The sequence below is a fragment of the Deltaproteobacteria bacterium genome (assembly GCA_021737785.1).
Taxonomy (GTDB): Bacteria; Desulfobacterota; DSM-4660; order Desulfatiglandales; family Desulfatiglandaceae; genus AUK324.
This window is the reverse complement of the sequence record JAIPDI010000081.1, coordinates 1-13,933: the sequence shown is the minus strand read 5'-3', so window position 1 is coordinate 13,933 and position 13,933 is coordinate 1. Positions and strand designations below refer to the sequence as shown.

Genomic DNA, 13,933 nt, shown 5'->3' with positions numbered 1-13,933 from the left:
TGCGGCTTCGTCCTCTCAAATTTCTTCTTCGCCATCTCGTGTCCTCCTACATCAATCAGCAGAAACAAACCGGTAAGCTTTCCCCAATACCATCCCCACAACACTCACCTTATGTCATCCCGAATACATGGGGCCTACCAGCGATAGTGTGCAAACGCCTTATTGGCCTCGGCCATCCTGTGAGTGTCTTCTTTCTTCTTAATCGCGGCACCTCTTTCATTGGACGCATCAATCAGCTCTCCGGCCAATTTGGCGGCCATCGTCTTCTCACCCCTTGCCTTGGCAAAGCCGATAATCCATCTCATGCTTAGGGCCTGTCTCCTGGCCGGTCTGACCTCTGTAGGCACCTGGTAAGTGGAACCGCCCACCCTCCGCGATTTCACCTCCACCACGGGTCTGACATTTTCAAGTGCAGATTGAAAAGCGGCTAATGGATCTTTCTTTGCTTTTTCTTCCAGGATGTCAAACGCGCCGTAGAGAATCGATTGAGCAGTGCTCTTTTTCCCCTTTTTCATCAGATTATTGATAAATTTGGAAACCAGCACGCTCTTGTATTTTGGGTCTGGGGCTATTTTTCGCTTAGCAGCCACCCTCTTTCTGGACATATCATCTCTCCAAAGCAGGAATTAAAAAATCCAGACCGGAAGGCCTGGGTTTAACTTCCCTGTTCTTGCGTTATGAACCGTGCGACCGAAGTCCCTTCGGCCTTTTTGCGCCGTACTTGGAACGCCCCTGCCGGCGATCATCCACACCTGTCGTATCCATGGTGCCCCTGATGATATGATATCTGACACCGGGCAAATCCTTCACACGACCTCCCCGGATGAGGACTACGGAGTGTTCCTGAAGATTGTGCCCCATGCCCGGGATATAGGAGGTCACCTCGATCCCGTTCGTCAACCGGACCCTTGCCACCTTTCGCAGCGCGGAGTTCGGTTTCTTAGGCGTCGAGGTATAGACACGTACACATACCCCCCTCTTCTGAGGGGCGCCTTGAAGTGCCCGCGTAGCGACCTTCTTCTTTGTTTTTCGGCGACCTTTACGTACAAGTTGGTTAATCGTCGTCATCGGTTCTCCTTCGTCCAACTCAATCAGCGATACATTACCTCCCGCCAAACCGGAAAGTATAGAACTCGTTTTTATATTTCTTTACATATAAATTGTCAAGGCAATTTTAGTTATTTCAAAAAATTAATTCTTCACCCCGATTTCAACATTTCTGTAGCCCTTGAGTCCCGTTCCAGCCGGGATCAGCCGGCCCATAATCACGTTTTCCTTCAATCCTTTCAGAAAATCCACCTTCCCGGCGATACTGGCATCGGACAGGACCTTTGTTGTTTCCTGAAAAGATGCAGCGGATATAAAACTCTCCGTATTTAAAGAGGCCTTGGTGATTCCCAATAAGAGGGGGCGGGCCAGCGCCGGTCTACCGCCTTTTTCAATAATCTTTTGGTTTTCTTCCTCAAATCGCCACTTCTCAACGTTATCCCCCAAAAGAAATTGAGAATCACCGGCATCCATCACACTCACCTGTCGAACCATCTGCCTCACAATGACCTCGATATGCTTGTCATTGATCTTGACGCCCTGAAGTCGGTAGACCTCCTGCACCTCGTTCACCAGATATTTGGCCAATTCCTTGAGTCCCCTGATCTTCAGGATATCGTGGGGATCGGCAGACCCGTCCATCAATGCCTCGCCTGCCCTCACATAATCCCCGTCCAAAACGCTGACATGCTTTCCTCTGGGCACAAAATAGTTGACCGGCTCACCTATATCGGGTGTAATTGACATTTTCCGCTTCCCTTTGGTATATTTGCCAAATGACACGACACCGTCGATCTCGCTGATGATAGCGGTCTCTTTCGGCTTTCTGACTTCAAATAATTCAGCGACCCGCGGCAACCCGCCGGTAATATCTTTTGTCTTTGTGGTCTCTCTGGGGATTTTTCCCAGGACCGCTCCAGGGCCCACATGATCTCCCTCATTCACCATGATAATAGCGCCGACCGGAAAATAGTAGCGGGCCTTGGCCCTCTTGCTCTCGGCCAAACTGGCAGTCTTTCCACTGCTGTCTTTAATGGAAATCCGGGGCCTGACATCAAGATCACGAGATTCGACGATCACACGGCTGATCTTTCCGGTGACCATGTCACGCTTTTCCTGCATGGTGCGTCCCTCTAACACATCGCCGAATTTGACGGTGCCCGAGACTTCCGTAATAATCGGGATGGTAAAAGGATCCCACTCGGCCAGGACCTCGCCCGGCTTCACCTCCTGGCCGTCATGTACCTTCAGCTTTGCGCCGTATATGATCGGATATCGTTCCACCTCTCTCTGGCCCTTACCCAGAATGGCGATTTCGCCATTTCGATTCATGGCCACGAGATTGCCTCCCTCGGTCTCCACGGTCTTCAGCCCGATGAACTTGACCCGGCCATCGTTTCTGGCCTGAACAGTGGATTGCTCCACCCGCTTGCTGGCTGTGCCGCCGATATGGAATGTCCTCATGGTAAGCTGAGTCCCCGGTTCGCCGATCGACTGCGCGGCGATGACACCCACGGCCTCCCCCAGATTGACCTGATGCCCATGGGCCAGGTCACGGCCGTAACATGAACGGCACACGCCCTGTCTGGCCTCGCATGTCAGGACGGACCGTATCTTGACCCTCTCTATGCCGGCGGTTTCTATCTTCTGGACCTCATCCTCGCCGATCTCCCCGTTGGCCTCGACCAACAGTTCCCCTGTCACCGGATCATAAATGTCCTCCAGGGCGGAGCGACCAAGAATTCTCTCCCCCACCCGCTGAAGGATTTCGCCCCCTTCCACAAGGGCCTCCACCCAAATGCCATCCATGGTGCCGCAATCTTCAGCGGTAATTATCGCCTCCTGAGAGACATCCACCAGCCTTCGCGTCAGGTAGCCGGAATTGGCTGTCTTAAGGGCGGTATCCGCAAGCCCCTTTCGGGCCCCATGCGTCGAGATGAAGTACTGCAGTACGGTCAATCCTTCCCTGAAATTCGAGGTAATCGGCGTTTCGATGATCTCGCCCGAAGGCTTTGCCATCAGGCCTCGCATCCCTGCGAGCTGTCTCATCTGGTCCTTGCTCCCCCTGGCGCCTGAATCAGACATCATGTAGACCGGATTAAAGCCACCCACCTCTGTTTTTTGATTTTTGGGGCCTTCCACGATCTCGATCTCCATCTCTTTCATCATCTCGGACGCGACGCTCTCTGTGGATTTGGCCCAGATATCAACGACCTTGTTATATTTTTCCCCATCCGTAATCAGGCCGTCGATGTATTGTTCTTCGATCCGTTTAACTTCCTTTTCAGCCTCTTGAATAATGGCCCCCTTTGCAGAAGGGATCACCATATCCTTCATGGAGATGGATATGCCGGACAATGTCGCATATTTGTACCCGATATCCTTGAGCCGGTCCCCCAGGATAACCGTCGATTTAATCCCCGCCTTGCGGTGCGATTCATTGATCAGGAATCTGAGTTCCTTTTTGGTCATCACCTTATTGACCAGCGCAAAAGGAATCGTCTTCTCCGGGATAATCTCATAAAGGAGGATTCGTCCGGTTGTGGTGGGATAAATTTTTCCGTCGATCCTTACCTTGATGGCGGCATGCAAATCCAATTCACCACCATCATAGGCAACCCTTACCTCTCCGGGATTTGAAAAGATCTTCCCTTCCCCTTTTGAAAACGGCCGTTCCCGGGTCATATAATAGATACCCAGTACGATATCCTGACTGGGCACAATAATGGGGTCTCCATTGGCAGGAGACAGAATATTGTTTGTGGACATCATCAAGACCCTGGCCTCTATCTGAGCCTCCAGGGACAGGGGAATGTGCACGGCCATCTGGTCGCCGTCAAAATCAGCGTTAAAGGCGGTGCACACCAGGGGATGGAGCTGAATCGCCTTTCCCTCGATCAGGATCGGCTCAAAGGCCTGCATTCCCAAACGATGCAGTGTGGGGGCCCGATTCAGCAGGATGCAATATTCCCGGACAACTTCATCCAGGGCATCCCAGACTTCAGGGGTCTCCCGCTCCACCATCTTCTTGGCACTCTTGATGGTAGTGACCATCCCCTTTTCATCAAGTTTGTTATATATGAAGGGCTTGAACAGTTCCAAGGCCATTTTCTTGGGAAGTCCGCATTGATGGAGACGAAGATCCGGACCTACGACGATTACCGAACGGCCTGAGTAATCCACCCGTTTGCCGAGCAGGTTCTGTCTGAATCTTCCCTGTTTTCCCTTCAGCATGTCGCTTAGAGACTTGAAAGGCCGCTTATTGGCGCCTGTGACGACTTTTCCCCGTCTCCCGTTGTCAAATAGAACATCAACGGCCTCCTGCAGCATCCGTTTCTCGTTCCTTACGATAATATCAGGGGCATTCAGTTCCAAAAGTCTCTTCAACCGGTTATTCCGGTTAATAACCCGGCGGTACAGGTCATTCAGATCAGAGGTGGCAAAGCGTCCGCCATCCAGCGGAACCAGCGGCCTCAAATCCGGAGGCAAGACCGGCACCACGTCCAGGATGGTCCATTCCGGACGGTTTTTGGATTCCCTGAATGCATCAATGATCTTGAGTCGCTTGGTCAATTTTTTGCGCTTTGCCTCGGACTTGGTTGTGGTCATTTCCTTTCTGAGCTCTTCAGAAAGCTCTTCCAGGTTCAGGCTTTTCAGCATGACCTGAATGGCTTCGGCGCCGATACCGGTTTCAAACCGGTCCCCATAGTCCTCCCTGGCCTGCTGCAACTGTTCGTCCGTTAATACATCGCCCTTTGCAAGGGGTGTATCTTTCGCATCGATAACCACATGCGCTTCAAAATAAAGGACCCTTTCCAGGTCCTTCAGGGTCATATCCAGGAGATTGCCTACCTTGGACGGAAGCGCCTTCAGGAACCAGATGTGGGCAACAGGGGCGGCAAGGGTAATATGGCCCATCCGCTCCCGGCGGACCTTGCTCTGAATCACCTCCACCCCGCATTTTTCGCACACAATACCCCTGTGCTTCATCCGTTTGTATTTCCCGCAGTTGCACTCAAAGTCCTTTATAGGTCCGAATATCTTTGAACAGAAAAGGCCATCCCGTTCCGGTTTGAAGGTCCTGTAATTGATCGTTTCAGGTTTCTTGACCTCGCCATGGGACCATTCCAGAATCTTTTCCGGCGATGCCAATGATATTCTCACGGCATTAAAACTGGATGGATCTTTCGGCTTTGCAAAAAAATTAAATAGTTCTTCCATACCCTTCTCCGGTTGCGTGTTGCGGGTTTTTACGATCGACCATCAACGATCTCACATCTGGCTGTCTTCAAAAAGCTCGATCTCAAGACCGAGGCCCTGCAGCTCTTTCATCAGGACTTTAAATGACTCCGGGAGGCCGGATTCAAGTGTGTTGTTGCCTTTGACGATCCTTTCATACATGCGGGTCCTCCCCGCCACATCGTCCGATTTGACGGTCAAAAACTCCTGGAGTGTATAGGCGGCCCCATAGGCCTCCATGGCCCACACCTCCATCTCGCCCAACCTCTGGCCTCCGAACTGGGCTTTTCCTCCCAGAGGTTGCTGGGTAACGAGAGAATAGGGTCCGATGGATCGGGCATGGAGCTTGTCATCCACCAAATGGTGAAGCTTCATGATATACATCATGCCCACCGTAATCTGCTGATCAAAAGGCTCTCCTGTCCGGCCGTCGTAAAGTGTTGTTTGACCGGAAACCGGCAATCCGGCCTCCTTGAGGAAGGCCTTGATTTCATCCTCGTCGGCCCCATCAAAAACAGGCGTGGCCACCGGCAGTCCTTCAGACACCAGTTTCACCTCTTTCACCAACTCCTCATCCGCCCTGTTCTCAACAAAGGCCGCATATTCTTTGCGGGTGAACACCCTCTTGAGCTTTCCCCTCAGCTCCTCGCTGCTTTTCATCTTTTCAACGAGCTGTCCCACCTGCCGCCCCAATTCGTAGGAGGCCCATCCCAGATGTGTTTCCAGAACCTGTCCCACGTTCATCCTTGATGGGACCCCCAAGGGATTGAGTACGATATCCAGAGGGGTTCCATCGGCAAAATAGGGCATGTCTTCGATGGGCAGGATTCTTGAAAGGACCCCTTTGTTCCCATGGCGGCCGGCCATCTTATCCCCGACCGAGAGCTTCCGTTTTACCGCCACAAAGACCTTGACCATCTTGATGACACCGGGCGCCAGTTCGTCGCCAAGGCCGAAGTTTTCGATTCTTTCTTCACAGATTTCAGTGACGTTGGCTATCTTGGCGACGCAATTCTCCACAATCGCCTCAATCTTCTCAATATCATCCATGGGAGCCTTGAGATCGGCGCCTGCCCAGATCTCGACGGGCAGTTTCTCGATATGCGCCGGCGTGATGGGCTGTTTGGCCCGGAGCACCGTCTCGCCATCCTTCTTATCCCGGAGGTCAGACTTCAGCTTTTTTCCTGGAAGAATGCCTATCAGATGCTCTTTGGCACTTCTGATAATCCCCTCCACCTCGTCTTCCAGATCTTTCCTGAGCTGCTGAGCCTCCTGGGCCTCGATGGCAAGGCTCCGCTCATCTTTTTCCACGCCCCCCCTGGAAAAAACCTTGGCGTCAATGACAATGCCGTTGACACCGGGGGGCACCTTCATGGATGTATCCTTGACGTCCCCTGCCTTGTCTCCGAATATGGCCCTCAAAAGCTTTTCTTCCGGAGATAATTGGGTCTCCCCTTTGGGGGTGATCTTTCCCACCAGGATATCGCCCGGCTGAATTTCGGCCCCTATCTTTATGATTCCGCTTTCATCCAGATTTCTGAGCGCGTCTTCTCCCACGTTGGGGATATCCCTCGTTATCTCTTCCTTCCCCAATTTGGTGTCTCGGGAGACCACCTCGAATTCTTCGATATGGATAGAGGTATAGATATCTTCCTTGACCACCCTCTCACTGATGAGGATGGAATCCTCAAAATTATACCCCCCCCAGGACATGAAGGCCACCATCACATTCCGGCCCAAGGCCAGTTCTCCCATCTCCGTGGCAGGTCCATCCGCGATCACCTGCCCCTTTCTGACCATGTCCCCCTTTTTCACAATCGGTTTCTGGGTATAACAGCTGTTCTGGTTGGATTTCTTAAATTTGATGAGCTTGCATATTTCCACTTCAGGCTCATCCTCCTCAGTTGCGCTGGATCGGATAACAATCCGACTGGCGTCCACGTCCTCCACCACGCCATCCCGCTTGGCAATCACCGAGACCCCTGAATCTCTTGCAACGACCGCCTCCACCCCGGTGCCTACCAGGGGGGCCTTGGCCTTGAGGAGAGGAACCGCCTGGCGCTGCATATTGGATCCCATCAATGCCCTGTTGGCATCATCATGTTCCAGAAAAGGAATCAGAGAGGCTGAGATGCTGACAAGCTGATCCGGAGACACATCCATGTACTTAACCTCCTCGATCGGTTTCTTGTCTGCCTCCCCTTCTATCCGCACGGCAGCCTCTTCCCGGATAAAAAACCCTTCGCTGTCCAGAGGGGCGTTGGCCTGGGCAATGGGAAAATCCTTTTCATCCAGGGCTGACAAATATTTGATCTTGTCCGTCGCCCACCGCCCCTCCACATGCCTGTACGGGGTCTCGATAAATCCGAATTCATTGACCCTGGCATAGGTGCTCAGTGAAACGATCAGTCCGATGTTGGGTCCTTCCGGTGTTTCAATGGGACAAATTCTTCCATAATGGGTAGGATGTACATCTCGGACCTCAAACCCGGCCCTTTCACGGGTCAGACCGCCGGGGCCCAGGGCACTCAATCTCCGTTTATGGGTTACCTCAGACAGGGGGTTGGTCTGATCCATGAATTGAGAGAGTTGACTTGTGCCGAAAAATTCCTTTACCACGGCCGATGCGGGCTTGGAATTGATCAAGTCATGAGGCATCAACGTCTCGACCTCTTGAAGGCTCATTCTCTCTTTGATAGCCCTTTCCATCCTTACGAGCCCGATTCGGTATTGATTCTCCAGGAGTTCTCCCACCGCTCTCACCCGCCGGTTTCCGAGGTTGTCGATATCATCCACTACCGACTCCACGCTCTTCAACCGGATCAGCTCGGTAACCACTGCCAATATGTCCTCTTTTCGCAGGGTACGATGATCCAAGGGAACATCCAGATTGAGGCGGTAATTCAATTTCAGTCTTCCCACCTTGGAAAGGTCATAGGTATCAAGATTGAAAAAGAGCTTATCAAAGAAATTCTCTGCCACCTCCTGGGTAGGCGGACTGCTGGGTCTCATTTTTCGGTAGATATCCAGGACAGCCTCATCCGTGGTATTGACCCGATCCGTAAGGAGGGTCTCTCTGATGCTGGGGCTGATGCCTGGACCGCTCAGAACAAGAACCTCAAACGTAAGTATCCCTTTTTCCCTCAGAATCTCAAGGGCTTCAGAAAACAGGACCTGATTCGCTTCTAGAACCACCTCCCCTGTCTCGGGATCGACCATGTCGTCCGCTATCACACGGCCCTGGATCTCATCGTCCTCAACAGGGATCCGGATCCGTTCAGGGTCAATGCATGCAATATCGTGAACCCCTTTTTCTCTCATTAACTCCAGCAGTTCACGGGTAAGGGCCTGACCGTCTTCAGCAAGGACCTGGTCTGTTTCCGGATCGTTGATATTGCCGGAGATGATCAATCGGGTATCCTTTAGGTCTTCGGACACATGTCTGCGGAATGGAATGCGTGCCCGGCCTATGTCATGTGACCGGAGAGTCTTGAGGAGGCGTTGGGTGAATTTTACGCCTTGTTTGGCCAGGACCTCGCCTGTATCCGGATCTATGATATCTCTGGAGACCTTTTCCTGCAGCAGATGTTCCGGTCTGCACTCTCGCCAGCCCCCGGCCTCGCCAAGATAGATCATCTCGGTCTCATAGAAATGACGCAGGATCTCCTTTGCGGAATATCCTAGGGCCTTCAGCACGATAGTGGCTGGAAATTTTCGTCTCCTGTCAATGCGGACAAATAAGAAATCTTTGGGATCAAACTCAAAATCGAGCCAGGAGCCTCTCAACGGAATAATACGCGCCGAGTAGAGAAATTTGCCGCTGGAATGGGTCTTTCCCTTGTCATGGTCGAAGAAAGCCCCTGGAGATCGATGGAGCTGACTCACCACGGCCCGTTCAGTACCGTTTATAATAAAGGTACCCCGGTCCGTCATCATCGGGAGGGTGCCGAAATAAATTTCCTGCTCTTTAATATCCCGAATGCTCTTTGATTCATTGGCGGTATCTGTATCAAAAACAACCAATCGAACGGTCAGCCTGAGAGGGGACTCGTAAGTCATCCCTTTATTGAGACAGTCTTCCTCACTGTGTTTGACGTGTTCAAACGTATATTTAACAAATTCAAGGGAAGAAACGCCTGCAAAATCATGGATGGGGAAAACGCCCTTGAAGGCCGCCTGCAACCCGATCTCTTCGCGCTCCTCCGGCAGCACATCCTTTTGCAGGAATCGCTCGTAAGAATTCTTCTGCATATCGATCAGATTCGGGGTTTCCATGATCTTCTCTATTTTCCCGAAGCTCTTTCTGATACGCCTTCTGACACCATCCGTTTCTAACATGGCATCTCCTTCAAAAATTGAATATTCACGACTGACTGTTTACGATTGAACGCCAAAAAAACAATGGCGACAATCGAAAACAGTCAGACCAGGTATCGATGGGACTTTCCATATTTAAGATGCCTGCCTGCGGTGGTCTTATTTGATCTCCACCGAAGCGCCGGCCTCTTCAAGTTGTCCCTTGATGCTCTCCGCCTCTTCCTTGGGAACCCCTTCTTTCACTGCTCCCGGCACGCCGTCAACGACCGCTTTGGCTTCCTTTAGTCCCAGTCCGGTGATGGCACGAACCACCTTGATAACCTGGATCTTCTTGTCGCCGACAGCGGTCAGTACCACGTCAAACTCTGTTTGCTCGGCGGCTTCTTCCTTGGCCTCTCCGACCGGAGCAGCGGCAAACGCCATAGGCGCTGCGGCGCTCACACCGAATTTCTCTTCCATTTCCTTCACGAGCTCGGAAAGCTCGAGCACCGTCATATTGGATATGAATTCAATCACATCTTCTTTACTGATATTTGCTGCCATAATTATCCTTTCACCTCCGAATAGCGAATTACTGCGATGTTTCTTTTTGCTCTGAAACAGCCCTCAGAACATTCATCAGATTGGTCAAGACGCCGCTCAACGCCCTAACAAAGGATGTTGGGACGGCCTGCATCACCGATAACGTCTGCGCTAACAATACGTCGCGACTGGGCAATGCCGCCAGGTCCTTGACGCCCTGTTCATTGATCGCCTTTCCCGATATCTGACCGGTTTTGATTCTAAGCTTTTTAACCTCTTTTGCAAAATCAACCAGGGCCTTTGCAGGGCTTACCACGTCGTCATAGGTCAGGGCAATGGCTGACGGCCCGCGCATGGAATCGATTATTGCTTCGGTTTCAGTGCCCTGGCTGGCCAGCTTCAGCAGCCTGTTTTTCACTACCTCAAACTCGGCGTTGACCTTCCTGAGTTCGCCCCTCAGCCGGTTCAGCTCACCAACGTTCAGGCCCTGATAATCCACAAGAAATGCGCCCTGGGCCTTTTCCAGTCGACCGTGAAGATTGTCAATAAATCGGACTTTTTCGTCTCTATTCATGTTCACCTCCTCTCTGAACGACCATTAAATCGTCAAAGACAAAAGGTGCAGGCTTGCACATCTTTCAATGGTTTCAGTCTCGGCAGGCTTGCGGATTAAGCCCCTCGGCACATAAGAGGACCACGCCTCTTTAGGTTCCTCGGGGCACCTACTGTCTTTGACTTGAAATAATCCACGGGCACAATTCCCCTGGATCTTTCCTTGCATCTCGACTTTTAATAATTCCCGTGCTCGAACGGGCGATTTACATGTTTTGTAGTGAAAAAAGGGTTCTGCGGCACAGCATTTCCGGGGATCTCGGTGTCTTGATCCTACAACAACATCCCGGTTGCTTTCCGATACGGGTTTCACTTGTCACCGTACTGGATGGGCGATACCAACGCTTATCGGCTTAAGAGGTCCTTCACATAGATGGGGTCTATCTTAATCCCTGGTCCCATTGTAGAAGAGAGGGCTATCGCTTTGAAATAGGTTCCTTTGCTCGCAGGAGGCTTCAGTCTCTGGAGGGTTTCGATAAAGGCCCCCATGTTCTCCAAAAGTTTTTCAACGCCAAAGGAGACCTTCCCCAAAGAAGCGTGTACGATGCCTGCCTTTTCCACCTTGAAATCGATTTTTCCGGCCTTAATTTCATTCACCGCCCTTGCCACATCAAAGGTGACGGTCCCTAATTTGGCGTTCGGCATCATGCCTCTGGGGCCCAAAATACGACCCAGTTTCCCTACCGAACCCATCATGTCAGGCGTTGCGATGGCCTTATCAAAATCCAGCCATCCTTTTTGGATCTTATCCACAAGTTCTTCGGCCCCTGCATAGTCCGCTCCCGCATCCATGGCCTCTTTTTCTTTTTCACCCTTTGCAAAAACGGCGACGCGGACTGTTTTCCCCACACCATTTGGGAGGACCACCGTGCCTCTGACCATCTGATCGGCATGTCTGGGATCCACCCCTAAACGGACCGCAAGCTCCACGCTCTCATCAAACTTGGCATAGGTGCATTCAATTGCCAGCTGAACTGCCTCCTGAAAGGAGTATCTCTTCAGCCTGTCGATTTTCTGAACCATCTCTTTATATTTTTTCCCATTCCTGGCCATATTTCATTTCCTTCTTTGCTTAACTTGGGGATAGCCTCAACAAACCATAATATAATTTGAAAGCTGACAAAACTTCAAAACACCCCATCAGGTCACTGTAATGCCCATACTTCTTGCAGTTCCCTCAATAATCTTGACGGCGCCGGCCAGATCGATTGCATTGAGGTCTTCAAGCTTGACCTTCGCAATCTCCTCTACCTGTTTTCGCGTGACAGACCCGACCTTTTGCCGGTTTGGCTCGGGCGACCCTTTGGCAATTTTGGCAACCTGCTTTAGCAACACTGCGGCAGGAGGTGTCTTGGTAATAAAAGAGAAAGATCTGTCCGCATATATGGTGATGATGACCGGAATGACAGTGCCTGTCTGGTCTTGGGTCCTGGCATTGAATGCCTTGCAAAACTCTGCAATATTCACCCCATGCTGACCCAGCGCAGGCCCTATGGGTGGGGACGGATTGGCCTGTCCCCCTTTAACCTGAAGCTTTATGGATCCAATAATCTTCTTTGCCATGACAACCCTTCTTTCAATCCTTTACTTTAATAGTATACGCTCAAAATTGTATCCTGACAAATCGCAGATTTTTTTTATTGTTGAGGGTTTCATCGGAGTCACAGGATACAGGACATTATACAATACTCCGGGGCAACATAAGCCCTTTAATCTCAATTTTCTTGTCTTGGAAGCATGAATCTCCGGATCCTATTCACGGGGTATTATATCTTGTTGACCTGAATAAAATCCAATTCCACAGGTGTGGGACGTCCGAATATGGTGATGGACACCCGTAATTTCTCCTTTTCCGGTTTTATTTCCTCTACAATCCCTTGGAAATTAGTGAAGGGACCATCCACGACCTGCACATCGTCTCCTTCTTCAAAACTATACCGGGGTTTAGGCCGACTAACTCCTTCTTCCATCTGGCGGACAATCTGATCTGCCTCTTCATCGGAAATCGGGGTAGGATTGATTTCTCCCCCCACAAATCCGGTAACTTTTGCAGTGTTTTTTACTGTGTGCCAGGTTTCTTTGTTCAAGGCCATCTGAACCAGTATGTAACCGGGATAAAACTTCCTGGAGGAGGTCTTTTTCTGTCCTTTTTTGAGCTCTACCACCTTTTCCGTGGGCACAAGGATGTCTCCGAAGTGCTCCTTCTGTCCAAGGGCTTCGATCCGCTCCTGCAAATTCTTTTTTACCTTGTCCTCAAAGCCGGAATACACATGAACAATGTACCATTTTAGTTCCACACAAATACCCTATCCGACAACATTTCGAATGATTTTGATGAGACCGAAATCCACCAGTCCCAGAAAAAATGCGACCACGAGCGTCAGAATGATAACAACGGCGGTAGATGCCAGCAGTTCTTTCCGCGTCGGCCATTTGACCTTTTTGAGTTCCACCTTGGCTTCTCTCAAAAATTTTCCGGTCTTACCGACGATTCTGCCTATGGTACCCTCCCCGGGGTCCGGAGCCTTCTTTGCCGACTTCTTTATCATCCGGGGCGCCTTTTCAGCCACGGACCGGTTCTCTACGGCCGACTTGGGCTGCCCGTTTACAGCCTCACCGCCATTCCTTTTGGAGGCATCACGCTTCTTCTTGGGGTCCTTCTTGCTTTTTGTTTTCTGGCTCGGCTTTTTCATATCAAGATGTAGTTTCCAGTCCCTGACGCATGTCGGTGATGGGCAACACGCCATAACCCCCGACGCACATCGTCAATAAAGAAAGCCCTGATAGGCCCACCAACGAAAATGGCAGGCCAGGAGGGATTCGAACCCCCATCACCCGGATTTGGAGTCCGGTGCTCTAACCGTTAGAGCTACTGGCCTGCATTCTTTCACACAACCTACTTTGTTTCCTTATGAGGGGTATGGGTCATGCAGAAAGGGCAATATTTCTTGAATGTTAACTTATCCGGCGTCTTTCGCTTATTCTTGGTCGTCGTATAATTCCTGTGCTTACATTGCTCACAGGATAATGTGACAATATCACGCATTATTTTTAAGGTCTCCCTTACTCGATAATCTCACTGATAACGCCCGCGCCAACGGTCCTGCCACCCTCGCGAATGGCAAACCGCAACTCCTTCTCCATTGCTATCGGCGTAATCAGGGCAACCTCCATCGATACATTGTCTCCGGGCATC

At 51.1% G+C, this 13,933-nt stretch carries 12 protein-coding genes and 1 tRNA gene; all 13 read right to left on the bottom strand.

What is annotated here, in order from left to right; genetic code table 11:
• Positions 1–134 precede the first annotated feature (134 nt).
• Positions 135–605 carry a 30S ribosomal protein S7 gene (gene rpsG / locus K9N21_23015; protein ID MCF8146787.1) on the bottom strand — a complete coding sequence of 157 codons (471 nt, stop codon included), beginning with the start codon at positions 603–605 and terminating at the stop codon, positions 135–137.
• 70 nt (positions 606–675) lie between these two features.
• Complete coding sequence (rpsL, locus tag K9N21_23010) at positions 676–1,068, bottom strand: 30S ribosomal protein S12 (GenBank protein MCF8146786.1); 393 nt, start codon at positions 1,066–1,068, stop codon at positions 676–678.
• A gap of 123 nt (positions 1,069–1,191) precedes the next feature.
• Positions 1,192–5,268: a DNA-directed RNA polymerase subunit beta' gene (rpoC, locus tag K9N21_23005; GenBank protein MCF8146785.1), complete on the bottom strand. Its 4,077-nt coding sequence runs from the start codon at positions 5,266–5,268 to the stop codon at positions 1,192–1,194.
• 51 nt (positions 5,269–5,319) lie between these two features.
• A complete protein-coding gene (gene rpoB, locus K9N21_23000; protein MCF8146784.1) occupies positions 5,320–9,624 on the bottom strand; it encodes a DNA-directed RNA polymerase subunit beta in 4,305 nt (1,434 codons plus the stop codon).
• Between the two features lie 138 nt (positions 9,625–9,762).
• On the bottom strand, positions 9,763–10,146 hold the full coding sequence (rplL, locus tag K9N21_22995) for a 50S ribosomal protein L7/L12 (GenBank protein MCF8146783.1): 384 nt from the start codon (positions 10,144–10,146) through the stop codon (positions 9,763–9,765).
• A gap of 28 nt (positions 10,147–10,174) precedes the next feature.
• Positions 10,175–10,699 carry a 50S ribosomal protein L10 gene (gene rplJ, locus K9N21_22990; GenBank protein MCF8146782.1) on the bottom strand — a complete coding sequence of 175 codons (525 nt, stop codon included), beginning with the start codon at positions 10,697–10,699 and terminating at the stop codon, positions 10,175–10,177.
• Positions 10,700–11,082: 383 nt separating this feature from the next.
• A complete protein-coding gene (gene rplA, locus K9N21_22985) occupies positions 11,083–11,790 on the bottom strand; it encodes a 50S ribosomal protein L1 (GenBank protein MCF8146781.1) in 708 nt (235 codons plus the stop codon).
• 87 nt (positions 11,791–11,877) lie between these two features.
• Positions 11,878–12,300, bottom strand: coding sequence for a 50S ribosomal protein L11 (gene rplK, locus K9N21_22980; protein MCF8146780.1), 423 nt, complete (start codon positions 12,298–12,300; stop codon positions 11,878–11,880).
• Between the two features lie 203 nt (positions 12,301–12,503).
• Complete coding sequence (gene nusG / locus K9N21_22975) at positions 12,504–13,034, bottom strand: transcription termination/antitermination protein NusG (GenBank protein MCF8146779.1); 531 nt, start codon at positions 13,032–13,034, stop codon at positions 12,504–12,506.
• A 9-nt stretch (positions 13,035–13,043) separates the two neighbouring features.
• Positions 13,044–13,286 carry a preprotein translocase subunit SecE gene (secE, locus tag K9N21_22970; GenBank protein MCF8146778.1) on the bottom strand — a complete coding sequence of 81 codons (243 nt, stop codon included), beginning with the start codon at positions 13,284–13,286 and terminating at the stop codon, positions 13,044–13,046.
• Positions 13,287–13,539: 253 nt separating this feature from the next.
• A tRNA-Trp gene (locus tag K9N21_22965) sits at positions 13,540–13,616 on the bottom strand.
• A gap of 17 nt (positions 13,617–13,633) precedes the next feature.
• Entirely contained in the window at positions 13,634–13,786 is a 153-nt protein-coding gene (gene rpmG, locus K9N21_22960; GenBank protein MCF8146777.1) for a 50S ribosomal protein L33, read from the bottom strand.
• 14 nt (positions 13,787–13,800) lie between these two features.
• Positions 13,801–13,933: elongation factor Tu (gene tuf, locus K9N21_22955; protein ID MCF8146776.1), on the bottom strand; the 133-nt coding region annotated here is incomplete at its 5' end.

Excerpts from the sequence above, each read along its gene's own strand:
- rpsG (MCF8146787.1), bottom strand. The coding sequence starts at position 605 with ATGTCCAGAAAGAGGGTGGCTGCTAAGCGAAAAATAGCCCCAGACCCA.
- rpsL (MCF8146786.1), bottom strand. The coding sequence starts at position 1,068 with ATGACGACGATTAACCAACTTGTACGTAAAGGTCGCCGAAAAACAAAG.
- rpoC (MCF8146785.1), bottom strand. The coding sequence starts at position 5,268 with ATGGAAGAACTATTTAATTTTTTTGCAAAGCCGAAAGATCCATCCAGT.
- rpoB (MCF8146784.1), bottom strand. The coding sequence starts at position 9,624 with ATGTTAGAAACGGATGGTGTCAGAAGGCGTATCAGAAAGAGCTTCGGG.
- rplL (MCF8146783.1), bottom strand. The coding sequence starts at position 10,146 with ATGGCAGCAAATATCAGTAAAGAAGATGTGATTGAATTCATATCCAAT.
- rplJ (MCF8146782.1), bottom strand. The coding sequence starts at position 10,699 with ATGAATAGAGACGAAAAAGTCCGATTTATTGACAATCTTCACGGTCGA.
- rplA (MCF8146781.1), bottom strand. The coding sequence starts at position 11,790 with ATGGCCAGGAATGGGAAAAAATATAAAGAGATGGTTCAGAAAATCGAC.
- rplK (MCF8146780.1), bottom strand. The coding sequence starts at position 12,300 with ATGGCAAAGAAGATTATTGGATCCATAAAGCTTCAGGTTAAAGGGGGA.
- secE (MCF8146778.1), bottom strand. The coding sequence starts at position 13,286 with ATGATAAAGAAGTCGGCAAAGAAGGCTCCGGACCCCGGGGAGGGTACC.